22 protein-coding genes and 1 other RNA gene are annotated in these 21,899 nt (G+C 58.9%); 12 read left to right on the top strand and 11 right to left on the bottom strand.

Annotation, left to right across the window (positions count from 1 at the left end):
- The first annotated feature begins 70 nt into the window (after positions 1–70).
- From AC1MEE_RS26865 to AC1MEE_RS26845, 5 genes are all read left to right on the top strand, one after another.
- Complete coding sequence (locus AC1MEE_RS26865) at positions 71–418, top strand: hypothetical protein (RefSeq protein ID WP_480412509.1); 348 nt, start codon at positions 71–73, stop codon at positions 416–418.
- Positions 419–535: 117 nt separating this feature from the next.
- Positions 536–2,320, top strand: coding sequence for a type IV pilus assembly ATPase TfpB (tfpB, locus tag AC1MEE_RS26860; protein WP_480412508.1), 1,785 nt, complete (start codon positions 536–538; stop codon positions 2,318–2,320).
- 238 nt (positions 2,321–2,558) lie between these two features.
- Complete coding sequence (locus AC1MEE_RS26855) at positions 2,559–3,479, top strand: SPFH domain-containing protein (RefSeq protein WP_480412507.1); 921 nt, start codon at positions 2,559–2,561, stop codon at positions 3,477–3,479.
- Between the two features lie 9 nt (positions 3,480–3,488).
- Positions 3,489–3,938, top strand: coding sequence for an NfeD family protein (locus tag AC1MEE_RS26850; RefSeq protein WP_480412506.1), 450 nt, complete (start codon positions 3,489–3,491; stop codon positions 3,936–3,938).
- An 87-nt stretch (positions 3,939–4,025) separates the two neighbouring features.
- Positions 4,026–4,346: a DUF2388 domain-containing protein gene (locus AC1MEE_RS26845; RefSeq protein WP_480412505.1), complete on the top strand. Its 321-nt coding sequence runs from the start codon at positions 4,026–4,028 to the stop codon at positions 4,344–4,346.
- Positions 4,347–4,462: 116 nt separating this feature from the next.
- Here the strand turns inward: AC1MEE_RS26845 and gcvP are convergent, their stop codons facing one another.
- The 4 genes from gcvP to AC1MEE_RS26825 all read right to left on the bottom strand — a co-directional run bounded on the left by gcvP (position 4,463) and on the right by AC1MEE_RS26825 (position 10,703).
- Positions 4,463–7,336, bottom strand: a complete 2,874-nt coding sequence (gcvP, locus tag AC1MEE_RS26840; protein ID WP_480412504.1) for an aminomethyl-transferring glycine dehydrogenase — start codon at positions 7,334–7,336, stop codon at positions 4,463–4,465.
- Between the two features lie 82 nt (positions 7,337–7,418).
- The gene (gcvH, locus tag AC1MEE_RS26835) at positions 7,419–7,802 is read right to left on the bottom strand and encodes a glycine cleavage system protein GcvH (protein ID WP_480412503.1); all 384 of its coding nucleotides are present in this window, start codon (positions 7,800–7,802) and stop codon (positions 7,419–7,421) included.
- 46 nt (positions 7,803–7,848) lie between these two features.
- Complete coding sequence (gene gcvT / locus AC1MEE_RS26830) at positions 7,849–8,931, bottom strand: glycine cleavage system aminomethyltransferase GcvT (protein WP_480412502.1); 1,083 nt, start codon at positions 8,929–8,931, stop codon at positions 7,849–7,851.
- A 155-nt stretch (positions 8,932–9,086) separates the two neighbouring features.
- The gene (locus AC1MEE_RS26825) at positions 9,087–10,703 is read right to left on the bottom strand and encodes an ABC transporter permease (protein WP_480412501.1); all 1,617 of its coding nucleotides are present in this window, start codon (positions 10,701–10,703) and stop codon (positions 9,087–9,089) included.
- Positions 10,704–10,877: 174 nt separating this feature from the next.
- Between AC1MEE_RS26825 and AC1MEE_RS26820 the strand changes: the two genes are divergently transcribed.
- Positions 10,878–11,903 carry an IS110 family RNA-guided transposase gene (locus tag AC1MEE_RS26820; RefSeq protein WP_480412500.1) on the top strand — a complete coding sequence of 342 codons (1,026 nt, stop codon included), beginning with the start codon at positions 10,878–10,880 and terminating at the stop codon, positions 11,901–11,903.
- 299 nt (positions 11,904–12,202) lie between these two features.
- On the opposite strand, the gene AC1MEE_RS26815 is transcribed toward AC1MEE_RS26820, so the two are convergent.
- The 5 genes from AC1MEE_RS26815 to AC1MEE_RS26795 all read right to left on the bottom strand — a co-directional run bounded on the left by AC1MEE_RS26815 (position 12,203) and on the right by AC1MEE_RS26795 (position 17,867).
- Entirely contained in the window at positions 12,203–13,204 is a 1,002-nt protein-coding gene (locus AC1MEE_RS26815) for an extracellular solute-binding protein (RefSeq protein ID WP_480412499.1), read from the bottom strand.
- Positions 13,205–13,444: 240 nt separating this feature from the next.
- On the bottom strand, positions 13,445–14,665 hold the full coding sequence (locus AC1MEE_RS26810; RefSeq protein WP_480412498.1) for a 2-octaprenyl-3-methyl-6-methoxy-1,4-benzoquinol hydroxylase: 1,221 nt from the start codon (positions 14,663–14,665) through the stop codon (positions 13,445–13,447).
- 52 nt (positions 14,666–14,717) lie between these two features.
- The gene (ubiH, locus tag AC1MEE_RS26805; RefSeq protein WP_480412497.1) at positions 14,718–15,905 is read right to left on the bottom strand and encodes a 2-octaprenyl-6-methoxyphenyl hydroxylase; all 1,188 of its coding nucleotides are present in this window, start codon (positions 15,903–15,905) and stop codon (positions 14,718–14,720) included.
- Entirely contained in the window at positions 15,902–17,236 is a 1,335-nt protein-coding gene (pepP, locus tag AC1MEE_RS26800; protein WP_480412496.1) for a Xaa-Pro aminopeptidase, read from the bottom strand. The genes ubiH and pepP overlap by 4 nt, the downstream gene beginning before the upstream one ends.
- 76 nt (positions 17,237–17,312) lie before the next feature.
- Positions 17,313–17,867 (bottom strand): YecA/YgfB family protein, encoded by a 555-nt coding sequence (locus AC1MEE_RS26795; RefSeq protein WP_480412495.1) that lies wholly within the window; start codon positions 17,865–17,867, stop codon positions 17,313–17,315.
- A gap of 182 nt (positions 17,868–18,049) precedes the next feature.
- Between AC1MEE_RS26795 and AC1MEE_RS26790 the strand changes: the two genes are divergently transcribed.
- The 4 genes from AC1MEE_RS26790 to AC1MEE_RS26775 all read left to right on the top strand — a co-directional run bounded on the left by AC1MEE_RS26790 (position 18,050) and on the right by AC1MEE_RS26775 (position 19,477).
- Positions 18,050–18,259 carry a TIGR02449 family protein gene (locus AC1MEE_RS26790; protein ID WP_480412494.1) on the top strand — a complete coding sequence of 70 codons (210 nt, stop codon included), beginning with the start codon at positions 18,050–18,052 and terminating at the stop codon, positions 18,257–18,259.
- Positions 18,256–18,573, top strand: a complete 318-nt coding sequence (locus AC1MEE_RS26785) for a cell division protein ZapA (RefSeq protein WP_480412493.1) — start codon at positions 18,256–18,258, stop codon at positions 18,571–18,573. Before AC1MEE_RS26790 ends, AC1MEE_RS26785 begins: the two co-directional genes overlap by 4 nt.
- Positions 18,574–18,604: 31 nt before the next feature.
- Positions 18,605–18,783, top strand: a non-coding RNA gene (ssrS, locus tag AC1MEE_RS26780) — 6S RNA.
- An 88-nt stretch (positions 18,784–18,871) separates the two neighbouring features.
- Positions 18,872–19,477 (top strand): 5-formyltetrahydrofolate cyclo-ligase, encoded by a 606-nt coding sequence (locus tag AC1MEE_RS26775; protein WP_480412492.1) that lies wholly within the window; start codon positions 18,872–18,874, stop codon positions 19,475–19,477.
- A 33-nt stretch (positions 19,478–19,510) separates the two neighbouring features.
- Here the strand turns inward: AC1MEE_RS26775 and AC1MEE_RS26770 are convergent, their stop codons facing one another.
- Entirely contained in the window at positions 19,511–19,660 is a 150-nt protein-coding gene (locus tag AC1MEE_RS26770) for a hypothetical protein (protein ID WP_480412491.1), read from the bottom strand.
- A 194-nt stretch (positions 19,661–19,854) separates the two neighbouring features.
- Between AC1MEE_RS26770 and AC1MEE_RS26765 the strand changes: the two genes are divergently transcribed.
- Complete coding sequence (locus AC1MEE_RS26765; protein ID WP_480412490.1) at positions 19,855–20,304, top strand: EVE domain-containing protein; 450 nt, start codon at positions 19,855–19,857, stop codon at positions 20,302–20,304.
- Positions 20,305–20,322: 18 nt separating this feature from the next.
- On the opposite strand, the gene AC1MEE_RS26760 is transcribed toward AC1MEE_RS26765, so the two are convergent.
- Entirely contained in the window at positions 20,323–20,730 is a 408-nt protein-coding gene (locus tag AC1MEE_RS26760) for a flagellar basal body-associated protein FliL (protein ID WP_480412489.1), read from the bottom strand.
- A 132-nt stretch (positions 20,731–20,862) separates the two neighbouring features.
- Here AC1MEE_RS26760 and AC1MEE_RS26755 point away from each other — a divergent pair, with 132 nt between their 5' ends.
- Positions 20,863–21,840 (top strand): NADPH:quinone oxidoreductase family protein, encoded by a 978-nt coding sequence (locus AC1MEE_RS26755; protein ID WP_480412488.1) that lies wholly within the window; start codon positions 20,863–20,865, stop codon positions 21,838–21,840.
- The last annotated feature ends 59 nt before the right edge of the window (positions 21,841–21,899 follow it).

Here is a 21,899-nt window from a genome sequence, read left to right as displayed (position 1 = left end):
TCGATCATGGATAAGAAATTTCTTTTCCCGCATGCAAGAATTTCTCTCAGTCAAAACAAGAGAGGCCAGCATGCCCAACCTCGAAGCCGTCAGTCCCCCCGCACTACGCCAGGACGTGTGGGCCGTCAACAATGCCCAGACCCGCGCGCACTATCAGATCCTCGCCGAGGCTGAGCCCGACCTGTTGTGCCGGGTGCTCAACCTGTTTGCGATGCAGTATTTGATTCCCCAACAGGTCAGCGTTTTGCAGCAGGATCAGATGCTGATGATCGAAGTCCAACTGGACGGTCTGAGCTGGCATCGGGCGCAGGTCATTGGCGAAAAAATGCGCAATTTGATCAATGTTTGCTCAGTCACACTGGAGCCCGTCGAGGCTCAGAGCGTCCTACCGCAGCATGGAGCCCTGGCCACCTGCTAACGTATTGGTAAATTTTCGCAATCTTTGCCCTCGCTCCAGCTATCACATGCGGTGCGCCGGGGACTACTCTTGTCGTGCCATTAGCCGGTCAGAGCAGAACTGTCCCAAGGAGCCCGCATGTCCGCCCTCGCCTCAGTTACCCAGGATCGCTGGCTGGATCTCAACGATCTGCTACGCGATCTGGTTGCTCAAGGTTTTATTGATCAAGATTCCGCCGAACACGCCCTGACGCTGCGCCGCAGTGCACTGAATATTCAATTGCACCCGCTGGAATTCATCGCTGCCCAGCAGCTCGATGATCTGCGGCGCCCGGGCAAGAAGCTCGACCTGGAAACCCTCACTGTCTGGCTCGCGCAGCAGGCCGGTCAGCCTTACATGCGTATCGATCCGCTGAAGATCAATGTCGCGGCCGTCACACCGTTGATGTCCTACGCCTTCGCCCAACGTCACAAAATCCTCGCGGTGGCTGTAGATCGCGAATCGGTGACCATTGCCAGTGCCCAGCCCTTTGTCTGTGCCTGGGAAGCGGACCTGGCCCACGTACTGAAACTGCCGATCAAACGCGTCATCGCCAACCCGGTGGACATCCAGCGCCTGGCCGTGGATTTTTTCCGGCTGGCGAAGTCGGTCAGCGGCGCCAGCACCGTTGATCAAAAAAGCAGCACTCTGGGCAATTTCGAGCAGTTGCTCAAGCTCGGTGCCAGCGATCAGGAACCCGACGCCAACGATGCGCATATCGTCAATATCGTCGATTGGCTGTTCCAATATGCGTTCCAGCAACGCGCCAGCGATATTCATATCGAGCCGCGTCGCGAACAGGGCACCGTGCGTTTTCGCATCGACGGCGTGCTGCACAACGTCTATCAATTTCCAGCACAAGTGACCATGGCCATCGTCAGTCGCTTGAAGAGCCTGGGCCGGATGAACGTTGCCGAAAAACGCAAGCCGCAGGATGGCCGAGTCAAGACCACCACGCCCGAGGGCGGCGAAGTCGAGTTACGGTTGTCGACTTTGCCCACCGCGTTCGGCGAAAAGATGGTGATGCGGATTTTCGACCCGGAAGTGTTGCTGAAAAACTTCGATCAACTGGGCTTCTCCAGCGACGACCTGCGCCGCTGGCAGGATATGACGCAACAGCCCAACGGCATCATTCTGGTCACCGGCCCTACCGGGTCAGGCAAGACCACGACTCTGTACACCACGCTGAAAAAGCTGGCGACCTCGGAGGTCAATCTCTGCACCATCGAAGACCCGATCGAGATGGTTGAACCGGCGTTCAACCAGATGCAGGTCCAGTACAACATCGACCTGACCTTTGCCAGCGGCGTACGCGCGCTGATGCGCCAGGACCCGGACATCATCATGATCGGCGAGATCCGCGATCTCGAGACAGCGGAAATGGCGATCCAGGCTGCGCTCACTGGACACCTGGTGCTGTCGACCCTGCACACCAACGACGCCCCGAGCGCAATCAGCCGCCTGCTGGAACTGGGTGTGCCGCACTACCTGCTCAAGGCCACCATCCTGGGTGTCATGGCGCAACGACTGGTGCGCACACTCTGCCCACACTGCAAAGCTCCCCTTGAACTGGAAGAGAGCGATTGGCAAACCCTGACCCGCCCATGGCAAGCGCCCGTTCCAACCGGCGCCCATCGTGCGGTGGGCTGCGCGGAGTGTCGTGACACCGGCTATCGCGGCCGCGCCGGGGTGTACGAAATCATGCTGATGTCCGACAACGTCAAAGCCCTGATCAGCGCCGACCTCGACCTCACGGCCATGCGCCGCCAGGCCTTCAAGGAAGGCATGCGCAGCCTGCGCCTGTCCGGCGCGCAAAAAGTCGCCGCCGGGCTGACCACGCTGGAAGAGGTATTGCGGGTGACGCCGCAGAGTGAGCAGCGCTGATGAACAAGGCCCGCCACTGATCCCTGTAGGAGCTGCCGAAGGCTGCGATAGGCCGCGGAGCGGTCTTAATCCTGAGATCGTTGAAGGTCGTACCGACCTTATCGCAGCCTTCGGCAGCTCCTACAGGGAATCTCATGCAACCCCGCCACATTTTGAACAGATCTATTCTTAGTTAAATCGCCTTTGCTCCGGCATTTCTGCGTAAATGCGTACACATCAACCAAAACAGGGAACCGTTATGCAAATCGGTAGTGTGCTTTTACTTTTCGTCGGGCTGGCGATTGCCATTGTGTTCATGGGTTTCAAGGTGGTGCCGCAGGGTTTTCAATGGACGGTGGAACGCTTCGGCCGTTATACCAATACGCTGAAACCGGGCCTGAATATCATTGTGCCGGTGATGGACCGTATCGGGCGCAAGATCAATGTGATGGAAAGCGTGCTGGATATTCCGCCGCAGGAAGTCATCACCGCTGACAATGCCACCGTGCAGATCGATGCGGTGTGCTTCTTCCAGGTGGTCAACACCGCGCAGGCCGCTTACGAGGTGAACAACCTCGAGCATGCGATCCGTAACCTGCTGCAAACCAACATCCGTACAGTGCTGGGCTCCATGGAGCTGGATGCCATGCTCAGCCAGCGCGACGCGATCAACGAAAAGCTGCTGCGTACCGTCGATGAAGCAACCGCGCCGTGGGGGATCAAGATCACCCGGATCGAGATCAAGGACATCAGCCCACCCGCTGACCTGATGGCAGCAATGTCCGGGCAGATGAAAGCAGAGCGGATCAAGCGCGCGCAGATTCTTGAAGCAGAAGGTCTGCGAGCGTCTGCGATTCTCACCGCCGAAGGCAAAAAGCAGGCGCAGATTCTCGAAGCTGAAGGTGGTCGTCAGGCGGCCTTCCTCGAATCCGAAGCACGGGAGCGTCAAGCCGAAGCGGAAGCGCGGGCTACTCAAGTGGTGTCCGAAGCGATTGCCTCCGGCAACGTGCAAGCGATCAACTACTTTGTCGCGCAGAAATACATCGATGCGCTGGGCAAGCTGGCGTCGGCGAACAACAGCAAACTAATTCTGATGCCGCTCGAAGCCAGCCAGGTGATCGGCGCGGTGGGCGGTATCGGCGAAATCGTCAAAGCCACCTTCGACAGCAAAAAAGGCTGAGGCGCGACTATGTGGGCATACCTGCAAAACCTGTCGTTCTGGGATTGGCTGGGGCTGGGCACGGTATTGCTGATTCTTGAGGTGTTTGGCGCTGGCGGCTATTTGCTGTGGATCGGCGTCGCCGCGGCAGCCGTCGGGGTTATCAGCTTTTTGATCCCCGCGTTGCCGTGGACCCTGCAATTTCTGTTGTTCGCCCTGCTCTCGGTGCTGACTGCGGTGTATTGGTGGCGGCGTCAACGCAGCGTGGTCAGGCCATCGGATCAACCGGGGCTGAACATGCGCGGGCAAGAGTTGATCGGACGCATCTTTGTGGTCCAAAGCGCGATTGTCGGCGGGCGCGGCAAAATCAAGGTGAATGATGGGGTGTGGATGGTGGTTGGCCCCGACTTACCGGTTGGCAGCCAGGTACGAGTGGTCAGTCAGGAGGGCGCTATTCTGAAGGTTGAAGCAGCGTCCTGAATCCTGCATGGCACTAAACCTTAATGGAACTACGGCAGGGCTTCGACAATCAAAACCTTCAGAACAACCACGTCGGAGTGACCCATCATGCGTCTCAAGCTCGCTGTAGCCACGTTAGCTTTACTCTCACTTCCTGTCGGTTCAGCAATGGCTGACAACTTTTGGCGCGATGTACTTTCATCAGGCGCCACCACCGGCTCCACCTATCTGACCTTCAGACATGACCGCAAGCTGATCGTTGCCGCTCAGGATGATGCGGGCAGCTTCGTCGCCAGCGATGGTGGTATTCGTGGTCCTTTCCTGGAAGCGGCCATGCAACAGGTGCGTACCGATAACCCAGGGCTCAAAGCCACAGACATGGAACTTGCCAACGCAATTCTGGCGAAGAATGTCGTAGCTGAAGATTGACGCAATCACTGTAGAAGCGAACTTGTTCGCGAAAGCGGAGTATCAGACCCACCGTGTCAGGACCTTCGCCAACAAGTTGGCCCCTACAGGGAATGTGGTGTATCTGACACACCGCATCACCGATAATCACCCACCGGCACACAGGCGCAGAACAGGTTGCGATCTCCGTAAACGTTGTCCACCCGATTCACCGTTGGCCAATATTTGTGCCGCAGCGTATGCCCGGTGGGCGTCACCGCCTGGGCGATGCTGTAGGGCCGCTCCCAGATCCCGGTGATATCGGCCAGCGTGTGCGGCGCACGCTTCAAGGGGTTGTCTTCGCCAGACCAGTTACCGTTTTGCACTTGAGTGATTTCAGCGCGAATACTGAGCATCGCCTCGATAAAGCGATCCAGCTCGGCTTTGGATTCACTTTCAGTCGGCTCGATCATCAGCGTGCCCGGCACCGGGAACGACATGGTCGGCGCGTGAAAGCCATAATCCATCAGGCGCTTGGCGACGTCCTCTTCGCTGATCCCGGTTTGCGCCTTAATCGGGCGCAAATCAATGATGCATTCATGCGCCACACGATCATTGCGCCCGCTGTAGAGCAGCGGAAACGCGCCGCCCAATTGTTGCGCCACATAGTTAGCAGAGAGGATCGCCACTTCGCTGGCATCCGCCAATTGCGGGCCCATCATGGCGATATACATCCAACTGATCGGCAGAATGCTCGCACTGCCCCAGGGCGCAGCGCTGACGGCGGTGTTCCGCTCGTTCGGCCCGTCCAGCGGGACCACCGGATGGTTGGCCACGAACGGTGCCAAATGAGCACGTACGCCAATCGGCCCCATGCCCGGACCGCCGCCGCCATGGGGGATGCAGAAAGTTTTGTGCAGGTTCATGTGCGACACATCGGCGCCGATGTCTGCCGGCCGGGCCAGCCCCACCTGGGCATTGAGGTTGGCGCCATCCATGTACACCTGGCCACCGTGGCTGTGGATAACGTCGCAGATTTCGCGGATGCCTTCCTCGTAAACGCCGTGGGTCGAAGGGTAAGTCACCATCAGACAGGACAGCCTGTCCCCCGCCGCTTTCGCCTTGGCTTTCAAATCATCGAGGTCAACGTTACCCGCGTCATCACACTCGACGATGACCACTTGCATGCCGGCCATCTGCGCCGAGGCCGGATTAGTGCCGTGGGCCGAAGACGGGATCAAACAGATCTCGCGCTGCCCCTGCTGGCGGCTCAAGTGGTATTTGTGGATCGCCAGCAGCCCCGCATATTCACCTTGAGCGCCCGAGTTGGGTTGCATGCAGATGGCGTCAAAACCGGTGATGACGCAGAGCCAGGCTTGCAGCTCATCAATCATCGCGGTGTAGCCCAGCGCCTGTTCGCGCGGAACGAAGGGATGCAGGTTGGCGAAGCCCGGCCAGGTGATGGGGATCATTTCGCTGGTGGCGTTGAGTTTCATGGTGCAGGAGCCGAGGGGAATCATCGACTGATTCAACGCCAGATCCCGGTTCTCCAACTGTTTGAGATAACGCAACATCTCGGTTTCGCTGTGATGCGCGCTGAACACAGGATGGGTCAGGTACGCAGACGTGCGCAGCAAACCTTCTGGAATGCCCGGCTCCAGAATTTCGGCGTCCAGTTCGGTGACGCTCAGCCCATGGCCGGCCCCCAGGAACACATCGAACAGGCGCTCGACGGTTGCCTCGCTACAGGTTTCATCCAGGCTCAGCCCAAGCTTGCCGCGCCCGAGGATACGCAGATTGATCTGTGCGGCCTGGGCGCTGTCGATGATCGCGCTCTGGCTGCCGCCAACGTCCAGGGTCAGGGTGTCGAAAAACCGCCTGTTAAGCCGCCCAAGCCCTTTACGTTCCAACCCCGTGGCCAGAATGGTGGTAAGCCGGTGAACGCGCTGAGCGATACGCTTGAGCCCTTCGGGGCCGTGATACACCGCGTAGAAGCTGGCGATATTGGCCAGCAGCACTTGCGCGGTGCAGATATTGGAGTTGGCCTTCTCGCGGCGGATATGTTGCTCACGGGTTTGCAGGGCCATGCGCAGGGCAACGTTGCCGCGCGCGTCCTTGGACACGCCGATGATCCGCCCCGGAATTGCCCGTTTGAATTCCTCACGACTGGCGAAATACGCGGCATGCGGGCCGCCATAGCCCATTGGCACGCCAAAGCGCTGCGACGAGCCGAACACCACGTCAGCGCCCATTTCTCCCGGTGGGGTCAGCAATAAGAGGCTCAGCAGGTCGGCCGAGACGCAGGCCAGCGCTTGTTGGGCGTGCAGCTGCTCGATCAGCGGCCGCAGATCGCGAATCTCGCCATGCGTGTCGGGATACTGCAGCAACGCACCGAACACCTTATGGTTGGCGAGGTTATCCACAGAATCGATGACCAGCTCCAGGCCAAACCCTTCGGCGCGGGTCCTCACCACGGAAATGGTTTGCGGGTGACAGTTTTCGTCGACGAAAAACAGGTTGCTCCTGGATTTGGCAACCCGTTTGGCCAACGCCATGGCCTCGGCGGCGGCGGTGGCTTCGTCGAGCAGGGAGGCGTTGGCCAGCCCCAGACCGGTCAGGTCGATGGTCAGTTGCTGGAAATTCAGCAGCGCTTCAAGGCGACCCTGAGCGATCTCGGGCTGATAAGGCGTGTAAGCGGTGTACCAGCCGGGATTTTCCAGCACGTTGCGCAAAATCACCGTCGGTGTGAGGGTGCCGTGGTAGCCCATGCCGATCAGGCTGGTCCATACCTGATTCTGCTCGGCATAACCTTTGAGCTTGGCCAGCGCGGCTTCTTCGTCCAGCGCGGCGGGCAACTCCAGCGCTCGATTAAGGCGAATGGAAGGGGGGACGGTCTGCTCGATCAACTCCGTTCGGCTGGTCACACCGAGAGTTTCGAGCATGGCCTGCTGCTCGCTGGCATCTGGGCCCAGGTGGCGCCGCAGGAAGACATTCGGGTCTTGCAACTGGCTCAGGGACGGCAACTGGGACATGACGGCTCTCTCTTATAAGACAAAGCCTCGACAGGTCGAGGCTTATTGAGTCTAGGAAGGGATTGCCGTTTGTGTAGAGAAACTATTCGCCAATGAGGCTTTTATAACCTGCGGCATCTTTCAGACTTTCCAGTTCCGAAGGATTGCTCGGCTTAACCTTAAAGATCCAGGCCCCGTAAGGATCGCTGTTCAGCGCTTCCGGGCTGTCAGTCAGTGCGTCATTGACCGCAATCACTTCACCCGACACCGGCGAGTAGATGTCTGAAGCCGCTTTGACCGACTCAACCACGCCCGCTACATCACCAGCGGTAAAGACTTTGCCGATTTCCGACAGCTCGACAAACACCACATCACCCAACGCTTCCTGCGCATGATCGGAGATACCAACGGTCACCGTTCCATCAGCTTCCAGGCGGGCCCATTCGTGGCTTTCGGCAAAACGCAGATCAGCGGGGATATTGCTCATTTAGTCATCCTCTACATCAGGTCAGCGGAAAACCCGCCAGAGAAAGTTAGATCAAGGCTTTGCCATGACGTACGAAAGTAGGTTGTACCACGCGAACCGGATACCACTTGCCACGGATTTCAACCTCGGCCCGGTCAGCGGTTGCCGTTGGCACGCGTGCCAAGGCAATCGACTTGCTTAGCGTAGGTGAGAAACTACCACTGGTGATCTCCCCTTCGCCAACTTCTGCGATTCTGACGACCTGATGCGCGCGCAAAACCCCGCGCTCCTCCAGCACCAGCCCGACCAGTTTGAATTTCACGCCAGCAGCCCGCTCATCTTCAAGCGCAGCGCGGCCGATGAAGTTGCGATCGGCAGGCTCCCAGGCGATGGTCCAGGCCATGTTTGCCGCCAAGGGCGACACTTGTTCGTGAATATCCTGACCGTAAAGGTTCATGCCGGCTTCAAGGCGCAAGGTATCGCGCGCGCCCAGGCCGATGGGAGAGATACCGGCACCGACCAGATCGTTGAAAAAACCCGGGGCTTGATCGGCGGGAAGAATGATTTCCAGGCCGTCTTCACCGGTGTAGCCGGTACGGGCGATGAACCAGTCACCTTCACTGCGCCCTTCAAAGGACTGCAGCTGCTGGATCAATGTGCCGCGCGCGCTGGTCACCAGCTCGGCAATTTTTTGCCGCGCCTGCGGACCTTGAATCGCCAGCATGGCAAGGTCGCTGCGTTCAACCAGTTGCACGTCGAAGCCGGCCAGATGAGCCTGCATCCAGGCCAGGTCCTTGGCGCCGGTCGCCGCGTTCACCACCAGCCGATAACCGCTGTCAGTGAGGTAGACGATCATGTCGTCGATCACCCCACCATCGAGGTTAAGCATCGCGCTGTACAGCGCCTGGCCGGGCTGACGCAGACGGTCGACGTCATTGGCCAGCAAATGCTGGAGCCAAGCCTTGGCCTGACTGCCGGCAATGTCGATGACGGTCATGTGAGAGACGTCGAAAACCCCACAATCGCGGCGCACCTGATGGTGCTCCTCGACCTGTGAGCCGTAATGCAATGGCATGTCCCAACCACCAAAATCGACCATCTTTGCGCCTAGGGCGAGATGCAGGTCAAAGAGGGGCGTACGCTGTCCCATGGGTTTCTCCTTCCGGGCGTGGCGAAGGTGCGGAGAGGCGCGACACTGGGCAAAGCCTCGTAAACAGGGGCTTTCAGCAGATTTCAACGACCCGATTGGTCTGACAGACCGCACCGATTGCGGCGCATTGTAGCCGCATGGTGGTAGACCCGCACCTACGTGATCCGACGAGCTGAACGTCGGATCAAACCGATGACCGGTAGCAACCCGACCAACACCAGTGTCAGCGCGGGCAAAGACGCTCTCGCCCACTCGCCTTCACTGGTCATTTCGAAGATTCGCACGGCCAAGGTATCCCATCCAAATGGCCGCATCAGCAACGTCGCAGGCATCTCTTTGAGTACATCGACGAATACCAGCAGCGCTGCACTCAAGGCGCCGGGCACCAGCAATGGCAGGTAAACCGTGAAGAACAGCCGTGGGCCGCCTACGCCCAGGCTCCGTGCTGCCTCTGGGAGCGAGGGCCGAATGCGCGCCAGACTGTTTTCCAGCGGCCCGTAGGCCACCGCAATGAAGCGCACCAGATAGGCCAGCAGCAACGCCGCCAGACTGCCCAGCAGCAGCGGTTTACCCGCGCCGCCGAACCAGGCCGACAATGGGATGACCAGTTCGCGATCGAGGTAGCTGAACGCCAACATGATCGACACTGCCAACACCGAACCGGGCAACGCATAGCCGAGATTGGCCAGGCTCACCCCAGAGCGGATTATCCTGGTCGGCGCCAGACGGCGGGCGAAAGCCAGAATCAGCGCCACACTGACGGTGATCAACGCCGCCATACCGCCCAGATACAGTGTGTGCAAGATCAGCCCGGTGTAGCGCTCATCCAGATCGAAGCGGCCACGCTGCCAGAACCACAGGATCAATTGCAGCAGCGGAATCGCGAACGCGCAGGCAAACACCAAACCGCACCAACAACTGGCGGCCAGCGCTTTCACCCCGCGCAGGTGATACAACGCCTTGACGCGCGGGCGTTCGTTGCTCGGCCGACTGGCGCCTCGGGCACGGCGCTCGCCATACAACACCAGCATGACTGTCAGCAGCAACAGGCTGGCCAGCTGCGCTGCGCTGGAAAGGCTGAAGAAGCCGTACCAGGTTTTATAGATGGCAGTGGTGAAGGTGTCGAAGTTAAACACCGCCACTGCACCGAAGTCCGCCAGGGTTTCCATCAGCGCCAGCGCCACACCCGCGCCAATCGCCGGCCGCGCCATGGGCAACGCCACGCGCCAGAAGGCCTGCCACGGCGACTGGCCGAGTACTCGCGCCGCTTCCATCAAACCCTTGCCCTGCGCGAGGAACGCCGTCCGCGCCAACAGGTAAACGTATGGATAGAACACCAACACCAGCACGACGATCACCCCACCGGTGGAGCGCACACGCGGCAGACGCAGGCCGCTACCGAACCACTCGCGCAGCAAGGCTTGCACCGGGCCGGCAAAATCCAGCAGGCCGACGAAGACAAACGCCAGCACATAGGCCGGAATCGCGAACGGCAACATCAACGCCCAATCCAGCCAGCGACGGCCGGGGAACTCGCACAAGCTGGTCAACCACGCGAGACTGACACCGAGAACGGTCACGCCGATTCCGACGCCCAGCAGCAACTGCACGGTGTTGCCCAACAGGCGCGGCATCTGCGTTTCCCACAGATGCGCCCAGATCTGCTGATCGATGCTTTGCCAGGACAACAGCAGCACGCTCAGCGGCAACAGCACCAACGCCGCGATGCCGAAGACCAGCGGATACCAACGGCGTTGGGCGGGATGGGGCACTTGGGTGTTCTCAGGGAGATGTGTGGTGTCTATTGATGGGTCTTCGCAGCGGGACGCGTAGTTGCAAGCCTGCTCCCACAGGAAATATGCAATCTCTAATGAAATGGTTACCCCCCGTCCCGCCCGGTGAAACGCCACTAAGCTTTCATCGGGCACCTAACGGAGACCATTGCCATGAATCGTGTAGAAGTCGTGAGTGTTGATCTGGGAAAACAGTGCTTCCACGCTATTGAGTTTGATAGTCGCGAGAAGGAGATTCTTCGCAAGAAGCTCACTCGCGTGACGCTGTTGCCATTCTTTGCCAACCTCGACCCTTGCACCGTGGTGATGGAGGCCTGTGGCGGTGCCCATTTTCTAGCGCGTGAGCTGATCAAACTCGGGCATACGCCCAAGCTGATTGCCGCCAAGCACGTGAAGCCAATGCTCAAAAGCAACAAAAATGACTTTGCCGATGCCGAAGCGATTTACGAAGCACGCAAGCGTCCGAATATTCATTTTGTCTCGCCAAAAACCGAAGTCCGGCAAGCGCAGGGCCTGTTGATTACGGTGCGCGATGCTTTCGTCAGAGACCGCATAGCGACGTCAAATCGGATTCACTGCATCCTTCTGGAGATCGGTATTGCGTTGAGTGCCAGCCACAAATCAATCAGAGAGCTCCCCGTCCTGCTTGATCAAAAGAGCATCCCGCCTGCTTTCAAAGCGCTGCTGTTAGAGCTGCATAGCCACTTCAATTACCTCGAGGTGAAGATCAAGGACATGGACCGGCAAATCAAACGCCAAGCCGCTGAAGATGATCTGGCTCGCCGTTTGATGACAATTCCGGGCGTCGGCCCGATCACCTCCAGCGTCCTGGCCTCGGAGCTGGGCGATGGCGAGCAGTACAAGTGTGGTCGCGACTACTCGGCGTCGATCGGGTTGGTGCCCAAGCAGTACACGACAGGCGGCAAGCCGAGACTTTTGGGGATCAGCAAGCGCGGCGATCCCAACCAGAGAAGGTTGTTAATCCAGTGTGCGCGGGTCTATTTGATCGCTCTGGATCGACAGAAAGGCGCGTTGGCAGACTGGGTCCGCCAACTGCTGAGCCGACACCACAGCAATCATGTGGTCTGCGCCCTGGCCAACAAATTAGGCCGCATTGCCTGGGCAATCGCGGCCAATCACAGCGAATTCGATGCAGGGCCAAGCGCGATGAGCGCCTGACCCTGCTGTCACCCGAGCACCACCCACCTGGTTTTGCGATGCTGGATAACAGATGACGTGAACGGCATACCGGCCTGACGAATACCCTGGGCTCCCACACGGCTGAAAAAGCCGTCATTCTATCAAGGGTCGTCGGGCGCGATTTTCATCGAGGCGCGGGGTGCGATATTCCCCAGACGCCGGATAGATTAAAGCAAGCCAAACACGCATCAAAAACAGTATTGCAGAAAAGGGGGTAACCATAGATGTGGGAGCAGGCTGCCTGCGAAGGGCTCGACTCGGTTCTTACAAGAAACGAATCAATTCCAACCGACGCGATCCATCATGCGAATCGCCTCGGCCTGACGCTTGCCAGCCACTTCGACGGGAAGGGTGTCGGCCTTGAACGCACCCCAGCTGGCGACTTCCTCGGACGGCGCGACAGCCGGGTTGGCAGGGAATTCCTGATTGATACCCGCGAAGATTTTTTGCGCCGTTGGCTCAGTCATCCACTCCACCAATGCCTTGGCCGCCTCAGGATGCGGCGCGTATCTGGTCAGGCCGACGCCCGAAAGATTGACATGAACCCCACGGTCAGACTGGTTTGGCCAGAACAGTTTCACCGCCAGCTTCGGGTTCTGCTTATGCAGGCGACCGTAGTAGTAGGTGTTGACGATACCGACATCACATTGCCCGGCATTGATCGCTTCCAGCACGGCGGTGTCATCGGAGAACACGTCAGTCGACAGGTTGTTGACCCAGCCCTTGAGGATCTTTTCGGACTGCTCGGCGCCATGGGTTTCGATCAGGGTCGCGGTCAATGACTGGTTGTAGACCTTCTTCGCCGTACGCAGGCATAACCGCCCTTCCCAATCCTTGCCCGCCAGCGCTTCGTACGTGGACAAATCCGCCGGTTTGACCCGATCAGTGGAGTAAGCGATGGTCCGCGCGCGCAGGCTCAGCCCGGTCCAGCTATGGGTGGACGAGCGATATTGTTTGGGAATGTTGGTGTCGATCACGACCGAGGTAAACGGCTGGAGAATACCCATTTGCTCGGCTTGCCACAGGTTGCCGGCGTCGACAGTGAGCAACAGGTCAGCCGTGGCGTGCTCGCCTTCGGCCTTGATCCGCTGCATCAGCGGTGCTTCCTTGTCAGTGATGAATTTGACCTGAACGCCGGTCTGGGCGGTGTAGGCGTCGAACACCGGCTTGATCAACTCATCGATTCGCGATGAGTACACCACGACCTCGTCGGCGGCCTGGGCGGCACTGCCGAGCACGGTCAGTGTCAGGGCTGTCAGAAGACGCTTGCTTACCTGCATGGGCGTGGCCTCGTGTTAGCAAAGTTGAGGCGAAAGGGTAATGAATCCCATTTTTCATCTCAACCAAACTCACAACGGAGCAGTTACCGCATGTTGCGTGGTGACGCGCCGAGGGCATGGAGCCTATAGGAGCTGCCGAAGGCTGCGATAAGGTCGGCACGACCTTCAGCTAGTCAAATAACAACCGCTTCGCGGTTGATCGCAGCCTTCGGCAGCTCCTACAGAGAAATGTATCAACCTTTAGAGCTGCGCCAAGGCTGGGAGGTCACCGGACAAACCCAGCGCCTGACGCACGAACATCGCCTTGGCTTCAGGCAACTGATCGACACATTTAAGGCCTGTGTTGCGCAGCCAGCGCAGCGGCAGCGGATCAGCCTGGAACAAGCGCTCGAAGCCTTCCATTGCCGCCATCAGCGCCAAATTATGCGGCATGCGTCGACGCTCATAACGACTGAGTACCCGAACATCCGCCAGACGCTCGCCCCGGACGACGGCATGCTGGAGCACTTCGGCCAACACGGCGGCATCGAGGAAACCCAGATTGACGCCCTGCCCGGCCAACGGATGAATGGTGTGCGCCGCATCGCCAATCAACGCCAGGCCTTCGGCCACATAGCGCTTGGCATGTCGCTGGCGCAGTGGAACGCACAAACGCGGGTCAGCGCTCAGTACTGCACCGAGACGTCCTTCAAAGGCTTTTTCCAGGGCGCGGCAGAAATCATCATCGCCCAGCGCCATCAAGCGCTCGGCTTCAGTCGGGGAAATGGACCAGACGATCGAGCACCAATGCTCGCCTTCACGCTCCAGCGGCAGAAACGCCAACGGCCCCTCATCGGTAAAGCGCTGCCAGGCGGTGTGCTGATGTGCGTCTGTGGTGCGTACGCTGGTGACAATGGCGTGGTGCAAGTAATCCCATTCCCGGGTCGCGCACCCGGTGAGGCGGCGTACTGCCGAGTTGGCGCCATCGGCGGCGATCACCAGCGGCGCGCGCAAGGTGCGACCGTCGGCCAGTGTCAGCAGCCAATCGTCGCCGGAACGACGCATCTGTTCCAGTCGCGCATTGGCCAGCAGCCCGATATCGCTGTCATGCAGACGCTCTAGCAGGGCGTCCTGAACCACGCGGTTCTCGACGATATGCCCGAGTACTTCGGCGTGCACGCTGGCGGCCGAGAAGTGGATCTGTCCGGTGCCGCTGCCATCCCACACCTGCATCTCACCATACGGGCTGACGCGGCGCGCGGCGATGCCGTCCCAGACATTCAAACGCTGCAGAATCCGCTGGCTGGCAACAGACAAGGCGCTGACCCGTGGCTCGAACGCTGACTGCGGATCGAAGGGTTTGATACTCAACGGGCTGCCATCGAGCACCAGAATATCCAGGCCACTGTCCTGTAACGCCAGCGCAAGCGCGCTACCGACCATTCCAGCCCCGACAATCAGCAGATCTGCGCGCGTTTCCATGCTTTAAATCATTCCTGCGTGTGGCGTGAGCCGTGTTTTAAGAATCCGGGCGTCAAACATCGGATCGAGTCCCCAAACCCATGGCCTGACGGGCGAACCAGCGTTTGGCCGGAGGTAGCAGATCCAGCCCCAGCAGACCCAGATTGCGCCCGGTGCTGACCAAAGGCTGAGTGCTGCCGAACAGCCGCGTGACTTGATCGGAGAAACCCACGGTCAGTTGCTGATCCAGCCGCTGATGCTCCCGATAGGCCTGCAATGTAGCGAAATCACCTGGCGCGCTGTTGCTGGCCAGCAGCGCTTCGGCCAATGCATTGGCGTCGCGCAACGACAGGTTGAAACCTTGGCCGGCGATCGGGTGCAGGCTATGGGCGGCGTTGCCCAGTACCGCCAGATGCGGCCGCACTTGCTCCTCGGCCTCGACCAGCTTCAGCGGATAAAGATGTCGCGCCCCGACCTGACGCAACGCGCCCAGGCGGTAACCGAACACGCCCTGCAATTCGCTGAGGAAGCTGCGCTCGTCCAGATCGGCCAGGCGCTGAGCGTCCATGCCGATACGGGTCCAGACCAACGCACAACGGTTTTCCGGCAGTGGCAACAGCGCCATCGGGCCTTCGTCGGTGAAGCGCTCGAAGGCCTGCCCGCAATGGGCTTCGCTCGGAGTGATGTTGGCGATCAGTGCGCTCTGGTTGTAAGGCCGCTGCCTGACGCCAATCCCCAATTGCTCGCGCAGGCTCGAGCGACCGCCATCAGCGAGTACTGCCAGATCGCACTCCAGCTCGGTTTCGTCATCCAGGGTCAACCGATAACCATCGGCCAAAGCTTGCATGTGCTTGACTTCGGCCGGACAGCGCCAACTGATCACGTCTTTGTCCAGGCCTTGCCACAGGCATTGGCCGAGCCAGGCGTTTTCCACGACATAACCCAGCGCTGGCACACCTTCTTCCAGCGCCGACAAGCGTGCCGCACCGAAACGCCCACGATCAGACACTTGAATTTGCAGGATCGGTTCGGCGCGTCGGCTGATCTGTTGCCACAGGCCCAGACGCTCGTAGATTTGCCGGGCGCCAAACGACAACGCCGACGAACGGGCGTCATAGCTTGGTTGATACGCATCACCGGGGGCGAAAGGTTCGATCAGGACAATCTTCCAGCCACGCGCCTTGGCGCCGGCTTGCAGGGCCAACGCCAGACTGGCACCGACCAGACCACCGCCAATTATTGCAAGATTGACCCGGCTCATGCGGCTTGGGCACGCGCAGCAGCCATCAACGCCTCGATGTCGGCGACGGTCTTGGGCGCGCCGCCAGAAAGAATGTCACAGCCTTGCTTGGTCACCACAACGTCATCCTCGATCCGCACACCAATCCCGCGCCATTTCTTCGCGACGTTCTGATTATCCGGGGCGATATAAATCCCCGGCTCCACGGTCAGCGTCATCCCGACTTCCAGCACGCGCCATTCACCGCCGACTTTGTACTCGCCGACATCGTGCACATCCATGCCCAACCAATGACCGGCACGGTGCATGTAAAAAGCTTTGTAGGCCTCGCTGACGATCAAGTCGTCAGCGTCCCCCTGCAACAGTCCCAACTCGACTAACCCGGTAGTAATCACTCGCACCGTGGCTTCATGCGCCTGATTCCAGTGCTTGTCCGGGCCAATGGCGGCAAACGCGGCTTCCTGCGACTTGAGCACCAACTCGTAAATAGCTTTCTGTTCAGGTGAAAACTTGCCGCTGACCGGGAACGTACGCGTGATGTCGCTGGCGTAGCAGTCGATCTCGCAACCTGCGTCGATCAGCACCAGATCCCCGTCCTTGAGCAGCGCGTCGTTCGCCTGATAGTGCAGGATGCAGGCATTGCGGCCCGAGGCAACGATGGAGCCATAGGCGGGCATCTTCGCCCCGCCCTTGCGGAACTCGTAATCCAGCTCGGCTTCCAGGCTGAACTCATGCAAACCGGCGCGGCTGGCCTGCATCGCCCGCACATGGGCGCGTGCGGAAATCTCGGCAGCGCTACGCATGACTTTGACTTCTGCCGCTGATTTATACAGACGCATATCGTGCAGCAGATGATCCAGCGCAACGAATTCGTTCGGCGGCTGGGCACCCAGATGAGCTTTGGAGCGGATCACATTGATCCAGTCCATCAAATGGCGATCGAATTCGGGGTTGCTGCCCATGGCCGAGTATACCCGCTCGCGCCCTTCGATCAGGCCCGGCAGGATGTCGTCGATATCGTTGATCGGGAACGCATCATCCGCACCGAAATCACGCATGGCGCCTTCCTGCCCGGCACGTAGACCATCCCACAGCTCGCGCTGAGGGTTGCGCTCACGGCAGAACAGCACGTACTCGCCGTACTCACGACCGGGTATCAGCACAATCACCGCTTCCGGTTCCGGGAAGCCGCTGAGGTACTGGAAGTCGCTGTCCTGACGGTAGACATGCTCGACGTCACGATTGCGGATAGCCACCGCTGAAGCCGGCAGAATAGCGATACTGTTGGGTACCATCTGCGCCATCAGGGCTTTGCGGCGACGGGCGTATTCCGACTTCGGGATATGGATCATAAGCAGGTGAAGTCCCCTTTCGAGCGCCGCCTGCTATCCGCCTGAATGACAGGCTGATAGCCGGCAGCGCCAATGATCAGTGCAAAGAAGGTTTCGGCTCGGGTGCGGCGGGCTTGTTGCATTCGGTGAACAGTAACAGCGGTGCGACTCGCAGGTACTCCATGACCTCCATGTAGTCGCTTTCGCCGTCCTCGGACTCTTCCAGCGCGTCCTGCACCTGGGCGATAGCCGCCAGATCCTGCAACACCTCCATGGCTTCGGCGCTGATCGCGGTGTCGCGGGCAGTCAGACCGAAGCCGGCGAGAAAGCCCTGACACCATTGGCCGAGCGCGATGGCACGTTCGCCCAGGGGCGCGTCATCGCTGGGCAGCAACAGCACAACGGTCATGTCGTCACTGGTAAGTTCGCCTTTGACCATTTCTTGTAAACCAATCAACGCCTGACGGATGTTATCTTCAGGCGCGGCACCGAGTACTTCGGTTGCGTCGACCATCCAGCCATCGACATCGAAGCCGGCCCCAGCACAACTGCGGCCCAGCAAAAGGCCGTGCAATTCAGCCGGAGAGACAGGATGACCGCTGCTGCTAAGCAGGGTGGCGAAAGCTTTATACGGAGAATTCTGAATAGGCATGGGTAACTAGGCGCCAAGCGGCGCAATGTCTAGAATGAAGGCCTTGTATCCTAGGGCGTGCGCTCATTTATTTCCAGCAATTGCACCCGTAGACGCGCCAAGACTATCGAGCCCGCTATTTTTAACGAGCATCAAAGCGCCAGCTCCTGCGCCATTCATCAGAAAGTATTCAGTGGGAAACAATGGAAGACACCGATCTGCAAGCACTGATGGCTCGACTAGAGTTGCTGATTAAACGTGTCGAGCAACTTAAAAGCCAAAATGGGCTCTTACTAGCTCAGGAAAAATCCTGGCGCGAGGAACGCGCTCACCTCATTGAAAAAAACGAAATCGCCCGGCATAAGGTCGAGTCGATGATTTCGCGCCTAAAAGCCCTGGAGCAAGACTCATGAGTTCAAGCAACAGCGTTACCGTTCAGATTCTCGACAAAGAGTATTCGATCATCTGCCCTCAGGAAGAGCGCACCAATCTGGTCAGCGCGGCGCGTTATCTGGACGGCAAGATGCGCGAAATCCGCAGCAGCGGCAAAGTCATCGGCGCCGACCGCATCGCCGTGATGGCCGCGCTGAACATCACTCATGACCTGTTGCACAAACAGGATCTGCCTGACGTTCAGGCGAGTGGTTCGACCCGTGAGCAAGTGCGCGATTTGCTGGAAAGGGTTGATCTAGTGCTGGCCACCGATCCGGATTCGAGTCAGGGCTGATTCTTTTGAAGTGTTTCGGTTATACTTGCGCCACTCCCTGGAGTGCTAGCCAGTCGGTCAAGTCCCTGAGCCGATACGCACAACCACGGGGGTTGCACGTTGGGGACGGTGTGCATGTCCGCTTGACGGAAAGCCTTAAGTCCTCCTGCAATCTCCACCTTGAACTTTCGGGTTCAAGGGCTACACCGACAGCGGTTCGTCGGGGAGTCTTTTATTTCTGTCCATTGCCAGTCTTGCTGTCTGGCGATGGTCTACACGAGTACGCCACCCTGCCGCACTCGACTCTGGATCAGCGCAGATGACCAATCCCGCGCCCCTTTCGCGTCAGCAACTGCGCAATCAGTTGCGCAAGGCTCGTCGCGCCTTGAACCCTGGCCAGCAACGCCAGGCCGCTCGCGGCTTATACCGGCAACTGGCGCAACACCCTCTGTTCCGCCGCGCCAGACACATCGCACTCTATTTACCCAACGATGGTGAAATCGATCCGCACCTGTTATTGCGTGCGGCTCAACGACGCGGCAAGAAAACCTATTTGCCCGTGCTCAGCGCCTGGCCGCGAACCAAGATGGTTTTCCAACAGGTGCGCCGTGGCGAAAAATTCAGGCCCAACCGCTTTCGCATTCCTGAACCCCATATCAATGCTGCACAGCAGCGCACGGTCTGGGCACTGGACCTGATTCTTTTGCCGTTGGTAGGCTTCGATGATGTCGGCGGGCGGTTGGGCATGGGTGGAGGCTTCTATGACCGCAGTCTGGCGTATCAAGCCCGCAGAAAAGCCTGGCAAAAACCTGTTTTACTTGGGCTGGCCCATGAATGTCAGAAGATAGAACGATTGGTGCAAGCCAGTTGGGACGTGCCGTTACAAGGTACGGTGACCGATAAGCGCTGGTATGAAGTGACGTAGACGTCCCCACGCAGAGCGCGGGAACGACCAGGCTTAGCGCCGCAGCGGTTGCTTCTGTTGCTGAGTGATCTCGACAGGGGCATCAGCCTTGTTCGTCCACAGGCTTTGCGCGTAGCCCGTAGTCACTACACCCAAACCGAACAAAATAACCAATATCCACAGTAAATCCGGTTTGCGTTTCATCGATCGCCACCCCTTAGGCAAATCAATACGGTGTCAGCAACGGTTTTTATAGTCCGTGCAGCAGCGCGATGCTTAAAATCCCGGGCATTCTCCGACAACGCGAACTGACACGCAAATGCTGGCGTCAACCGACCGTCGGTTTGTCATGAAATCGTCTAACACCCTGTCAAATTCTCGATACAGGAGCGCAACCCATGGCCTATTGGCTGATGAAATCCGAGCCAGAAGAACTCTCGATCAAAGACTTCCAGCGTCTGGGCGAAACCCGCTGGGATGGCGTGCGCAACTTCCAGGCGCGTAATTTCCTGCGCGCGATGGCACCGGGCGATGCGTTCTTTTTCTATCACTCCAGCTGTGCGGAGCCCGGTATCGTCGGCATCGGTCGAATCATCGAGGCCGCTTACCCGGACCCTACCGCGGTGGACCCTGGCGGTGTTTATTTCGACGCCAAATCCAGCGCTGACAAAAATCGCTGGAGCGCGGTGAATGTCGGCTTCGTCGAAGCGTTCCCGAATGTACTCAAAATCAGCTACCTCAAACAGCAGAGCGCCCTGGAACAGATGCCGCTGGTGCAAAAAGGCACGCGACTCTCAGTCATGCCCGTGACCGCCGAACAATGGCAGGCGATCCTGGCGCTGCGCTGATCGAGAACCGACAGCGCCTTACTGAATGATCAAGTTGTTGAAGAGCAAGTCTTCGACGACCGGCTTGCCTTCTTCATCGTTCATGACCTGCTGGGTCTGCTTCAGCGCTTGCTGGCGCAGCTTTTCTTTGGCATCGACGTTGTTCATGGTCTCGACGGTTTGCTGGGAGAACAGTGCGACCAGCTGATTACGAATCAGCGGTTCGTTGCGCTTCACCGCCTTCTCGGCATCGACACCCGTGACCCGCAGTGCGATATCGGCTTTGTAGACTCTAAGCTTCGGCCCGCCATCGAGGGCGTAATTGCCAACGAAAGCAGGGCTGAGGGTGACATAAGCCACTTTGGTCGCATCGCCCTCTTTGGACTCTTCGGCTGATGCCGCCACGGGCAGTGACAATGCCAACAACATGATGATCCACGCTTTCACAGTTCACTCCTTATCCGATTTGCTGCGTAGCTTACTGCAACTTATGGCTGCTTATTTGGCTCGGGCATGCTGATTGACCCACAAACCCACACACCTACACTTATCGGCCATCACTCTAAAAGGAATAGCCCGATGAAAGCCGTGCTGTGCAAAGCCTTCGGCCCCGCCGAAACGCTGGTGCTGGAAGAAGTCGCCAGTCCAGAAGCGAAGAAAAACGAAATCGTCCTGGACGTGCACGCCGCCGGGGTGAATTTCCCCGACACGCTGATCATCGAGGGCAAATACCAATTCAAGCCACCCTTCCCGTTCTCCCCTGGTGGCGAAGCATCGGGAGTGATTTCAGCGGTCGGCGAGAAGGTCGGCCACCTGAAAGTCGGCGACCGGGTCATGGCCCTGACCGGCTGGGGCAGCTTCGCCGAACAAGTCGCAGTGCCCGGCTACAACGTGCTGCCCATTCCTGAAGCGATGGACTTCACCACCGCCGCCGCATTCAGCATGACCTACGGCACCTCGATGCACGCGCTCAAACAACGCGCCAACCTGCAACCCGGCGAAACCCTGCTGGTCCTCGGCGCCTCAGGCGGCGTCGGCCTGGCGGCAGTCGAAATCGGCAAAGCCATGGGCGCCAAAGTCATCGCCGCCGCCAGCAGTGCGGACAAACTCGCCGTCGCCAAAGCTGCTGGTGCTGACGAACTGATCAACTACAGCGAAACCAACCTCAAAGACGAAATCAAACGGCTTACCAATGGGTTGGGCGCTGATGTGATCTACGACCCGGTGGGTGGTGATCTGTTTGATCAGGCTGTGCGCTCGATTGCCTGGAATGGGCGCTTGTTGGTGGTCGGGTTCGCCAGTGGGCGGATTCCCGAGTTGCCGGTTAACCTGGCTTTATTGAAAGGCGCATCGGTGGTTGGGGTTTTCTGGGGCTCGTTTGCTCAGCGGCAGCCACTGGATAATGCGGCTAACTTCCAGCAGTTGTTTGGGTGGTATGCGGAAGGGAAGTTGAAGCCTTTGGTTTCTCAGGTGTATCCGCTAGACAAAGCCGCCGAGGCGATTAATGCGCTGGGGCAGAGGAAGGCGGTTGGGAAGGTGGTGGTTAGCGTTCGCTGAGCCTGATTGTCTGAACCACCCTTGTGTTCCTCAATAGCGAATGGGGTGTTTCAGGCACA

This window comes from Pseudomonas sp. ASL3 (assembly GCF_056680425.1).
The sequence above is the reverse complement of the archived record's forward strand: the minus strand, read 5'-3'. Positions and strand labels throughout refer to the sequence as shown.

Coding starts and splice junctions, on each gene's coding strand:
- gcvP (WP_480412504.1), bottom strand. CDS start 7,336: ATGTCCCAGTTGCCGTCCCTGAGCCAGTTGCAAGACCCGAATGTCTTC.
- AC1MEE_RS26755 (WP_480412488.1), top strand. CDS start 20,863: ATGAAAGCCGTGCTGTGCAAAGCCTTCGGCCCCGCCGAAACGCTGGTG.
- AC1MEE_RS26845 (WP_480412505.1), top strand. CDS start 4,026: ATGCGTCTCAAGCTCGCTGTAGCCACGTTAGCTTTACTCTCACTTCCT.
- AC1MEE_RS26770 (WP_480412491.1), bottom strand. CDS start 19,660: ATGAAACGCAAACCGGATTTACTGTGGATATTGGTTATTTTGTTCGGT.
- gcvH (WP_480412503.1), bottom strand. CDS start 7,802: ATGAGCAATATCCCCGCTGATCTGCGTTTTGCCGAAAGCCACGAATGG.
- tfpB (WP_480412508.1), top strand. CDS start 536: ATGTCCGCCCTCGCCTCAGTTACCCAGGATCGCTGGCTGGATCTCAAC.
- AC1MEE_RS26810 (WP_480412498.1), bottom strand. CDS start 14,665: ATGGAAACGCGCGCAGATCTGCTGATTGTCGGGGCTGGAATGGTCGGT.
- AC1MEE_RS26820 (WP_480412500.1), top strand. CDS start 10,878: ATGAATCGTGTAGAAGTCGTGAGTGTTGATCTGGGAAAACAGTGCTTC.
- AC1MEE_RS26855 (WP_480412507.1), top strand. CDS start 2,559: ATGCAAATCGGTAGTGTGCTTTTACTTTTCGTCGGGCTGGCGATTGCC.
- AC1MEE_RS26785 (WP_480412493.1), top strand. CDS start 18,256: ATGAGTTCAAGCAACAGCGTTACCGTTCAGATTCTCGACAAAGAGTAT.
- AC1MEE_RS26775 (WP_480412492.1), top strand. CDS start 18,872: ATGACCAATCCCGCGCCCCTTTCGCGTCAGCAACTGCGCAATCAGTTG.
- AC1MEE_RS26795 (WP_480412495.1), bottom strand. CDS start 17,867: ATGCCTATTCAGAATTCTCCGTATAAAGCTTTCGCCACCCTGCTTAGC.
- AC1MEE_RS26790 (WP_480412494.1), top strand. CDS start 18,050: ATGGAAGACACCGATCTGCAAGCACTGATGGCTCGACTAGAGTTGCTG.
- gcvT (WP_480412502.1), bottom strand. CDS start 8,931: ATGGGACAGCGTACGCCCCTCTTTGACCTGCATCTCGCCCTAGGCGCA.
- ubiH (WP_480412497.1), bottom strand. CDS start 15,905: ATGAGCCGGGTCAATCTTGCAATAATTGGCGGTGGTCTGGTCGGTGCC.
- AC1MEE_RS26865 (WP_480412509.1), top strand. CDS start 71: ATGCCCAACCTCGAAGCCGTCAGTCCCCCCGCACTACGCCAGGACGTG.
- pepP (WP_480412496.1), bottom strand. CDS start 17,236: ATGATCCATATCCCGAAGTCGGAATACGCCCGTCGCCGCAAAGCCCTG.
- AC1MEE_RS26815 (WP_480412499.1), bottom strand. CDS start 13,204: ATGCAGGTAAGCAAGCGTCTTCTGACAGCCCTGACACTGACCGTGCTC.
- AC1MEE_RS26765 (WP_480412490.1), top strand. CDS start 19,855: ATGGCCTATTGGCTGATGAAATCCGAGCCAGAAGAACTCTCGATCAAA.
- AC1MEE_RS26850 (WP_480412506.1), top strand. CDS start 3,489: ATGTGGGCATACCTGCAAAACCTGTCGTTCTGGGATTGGCTGGGGCTG.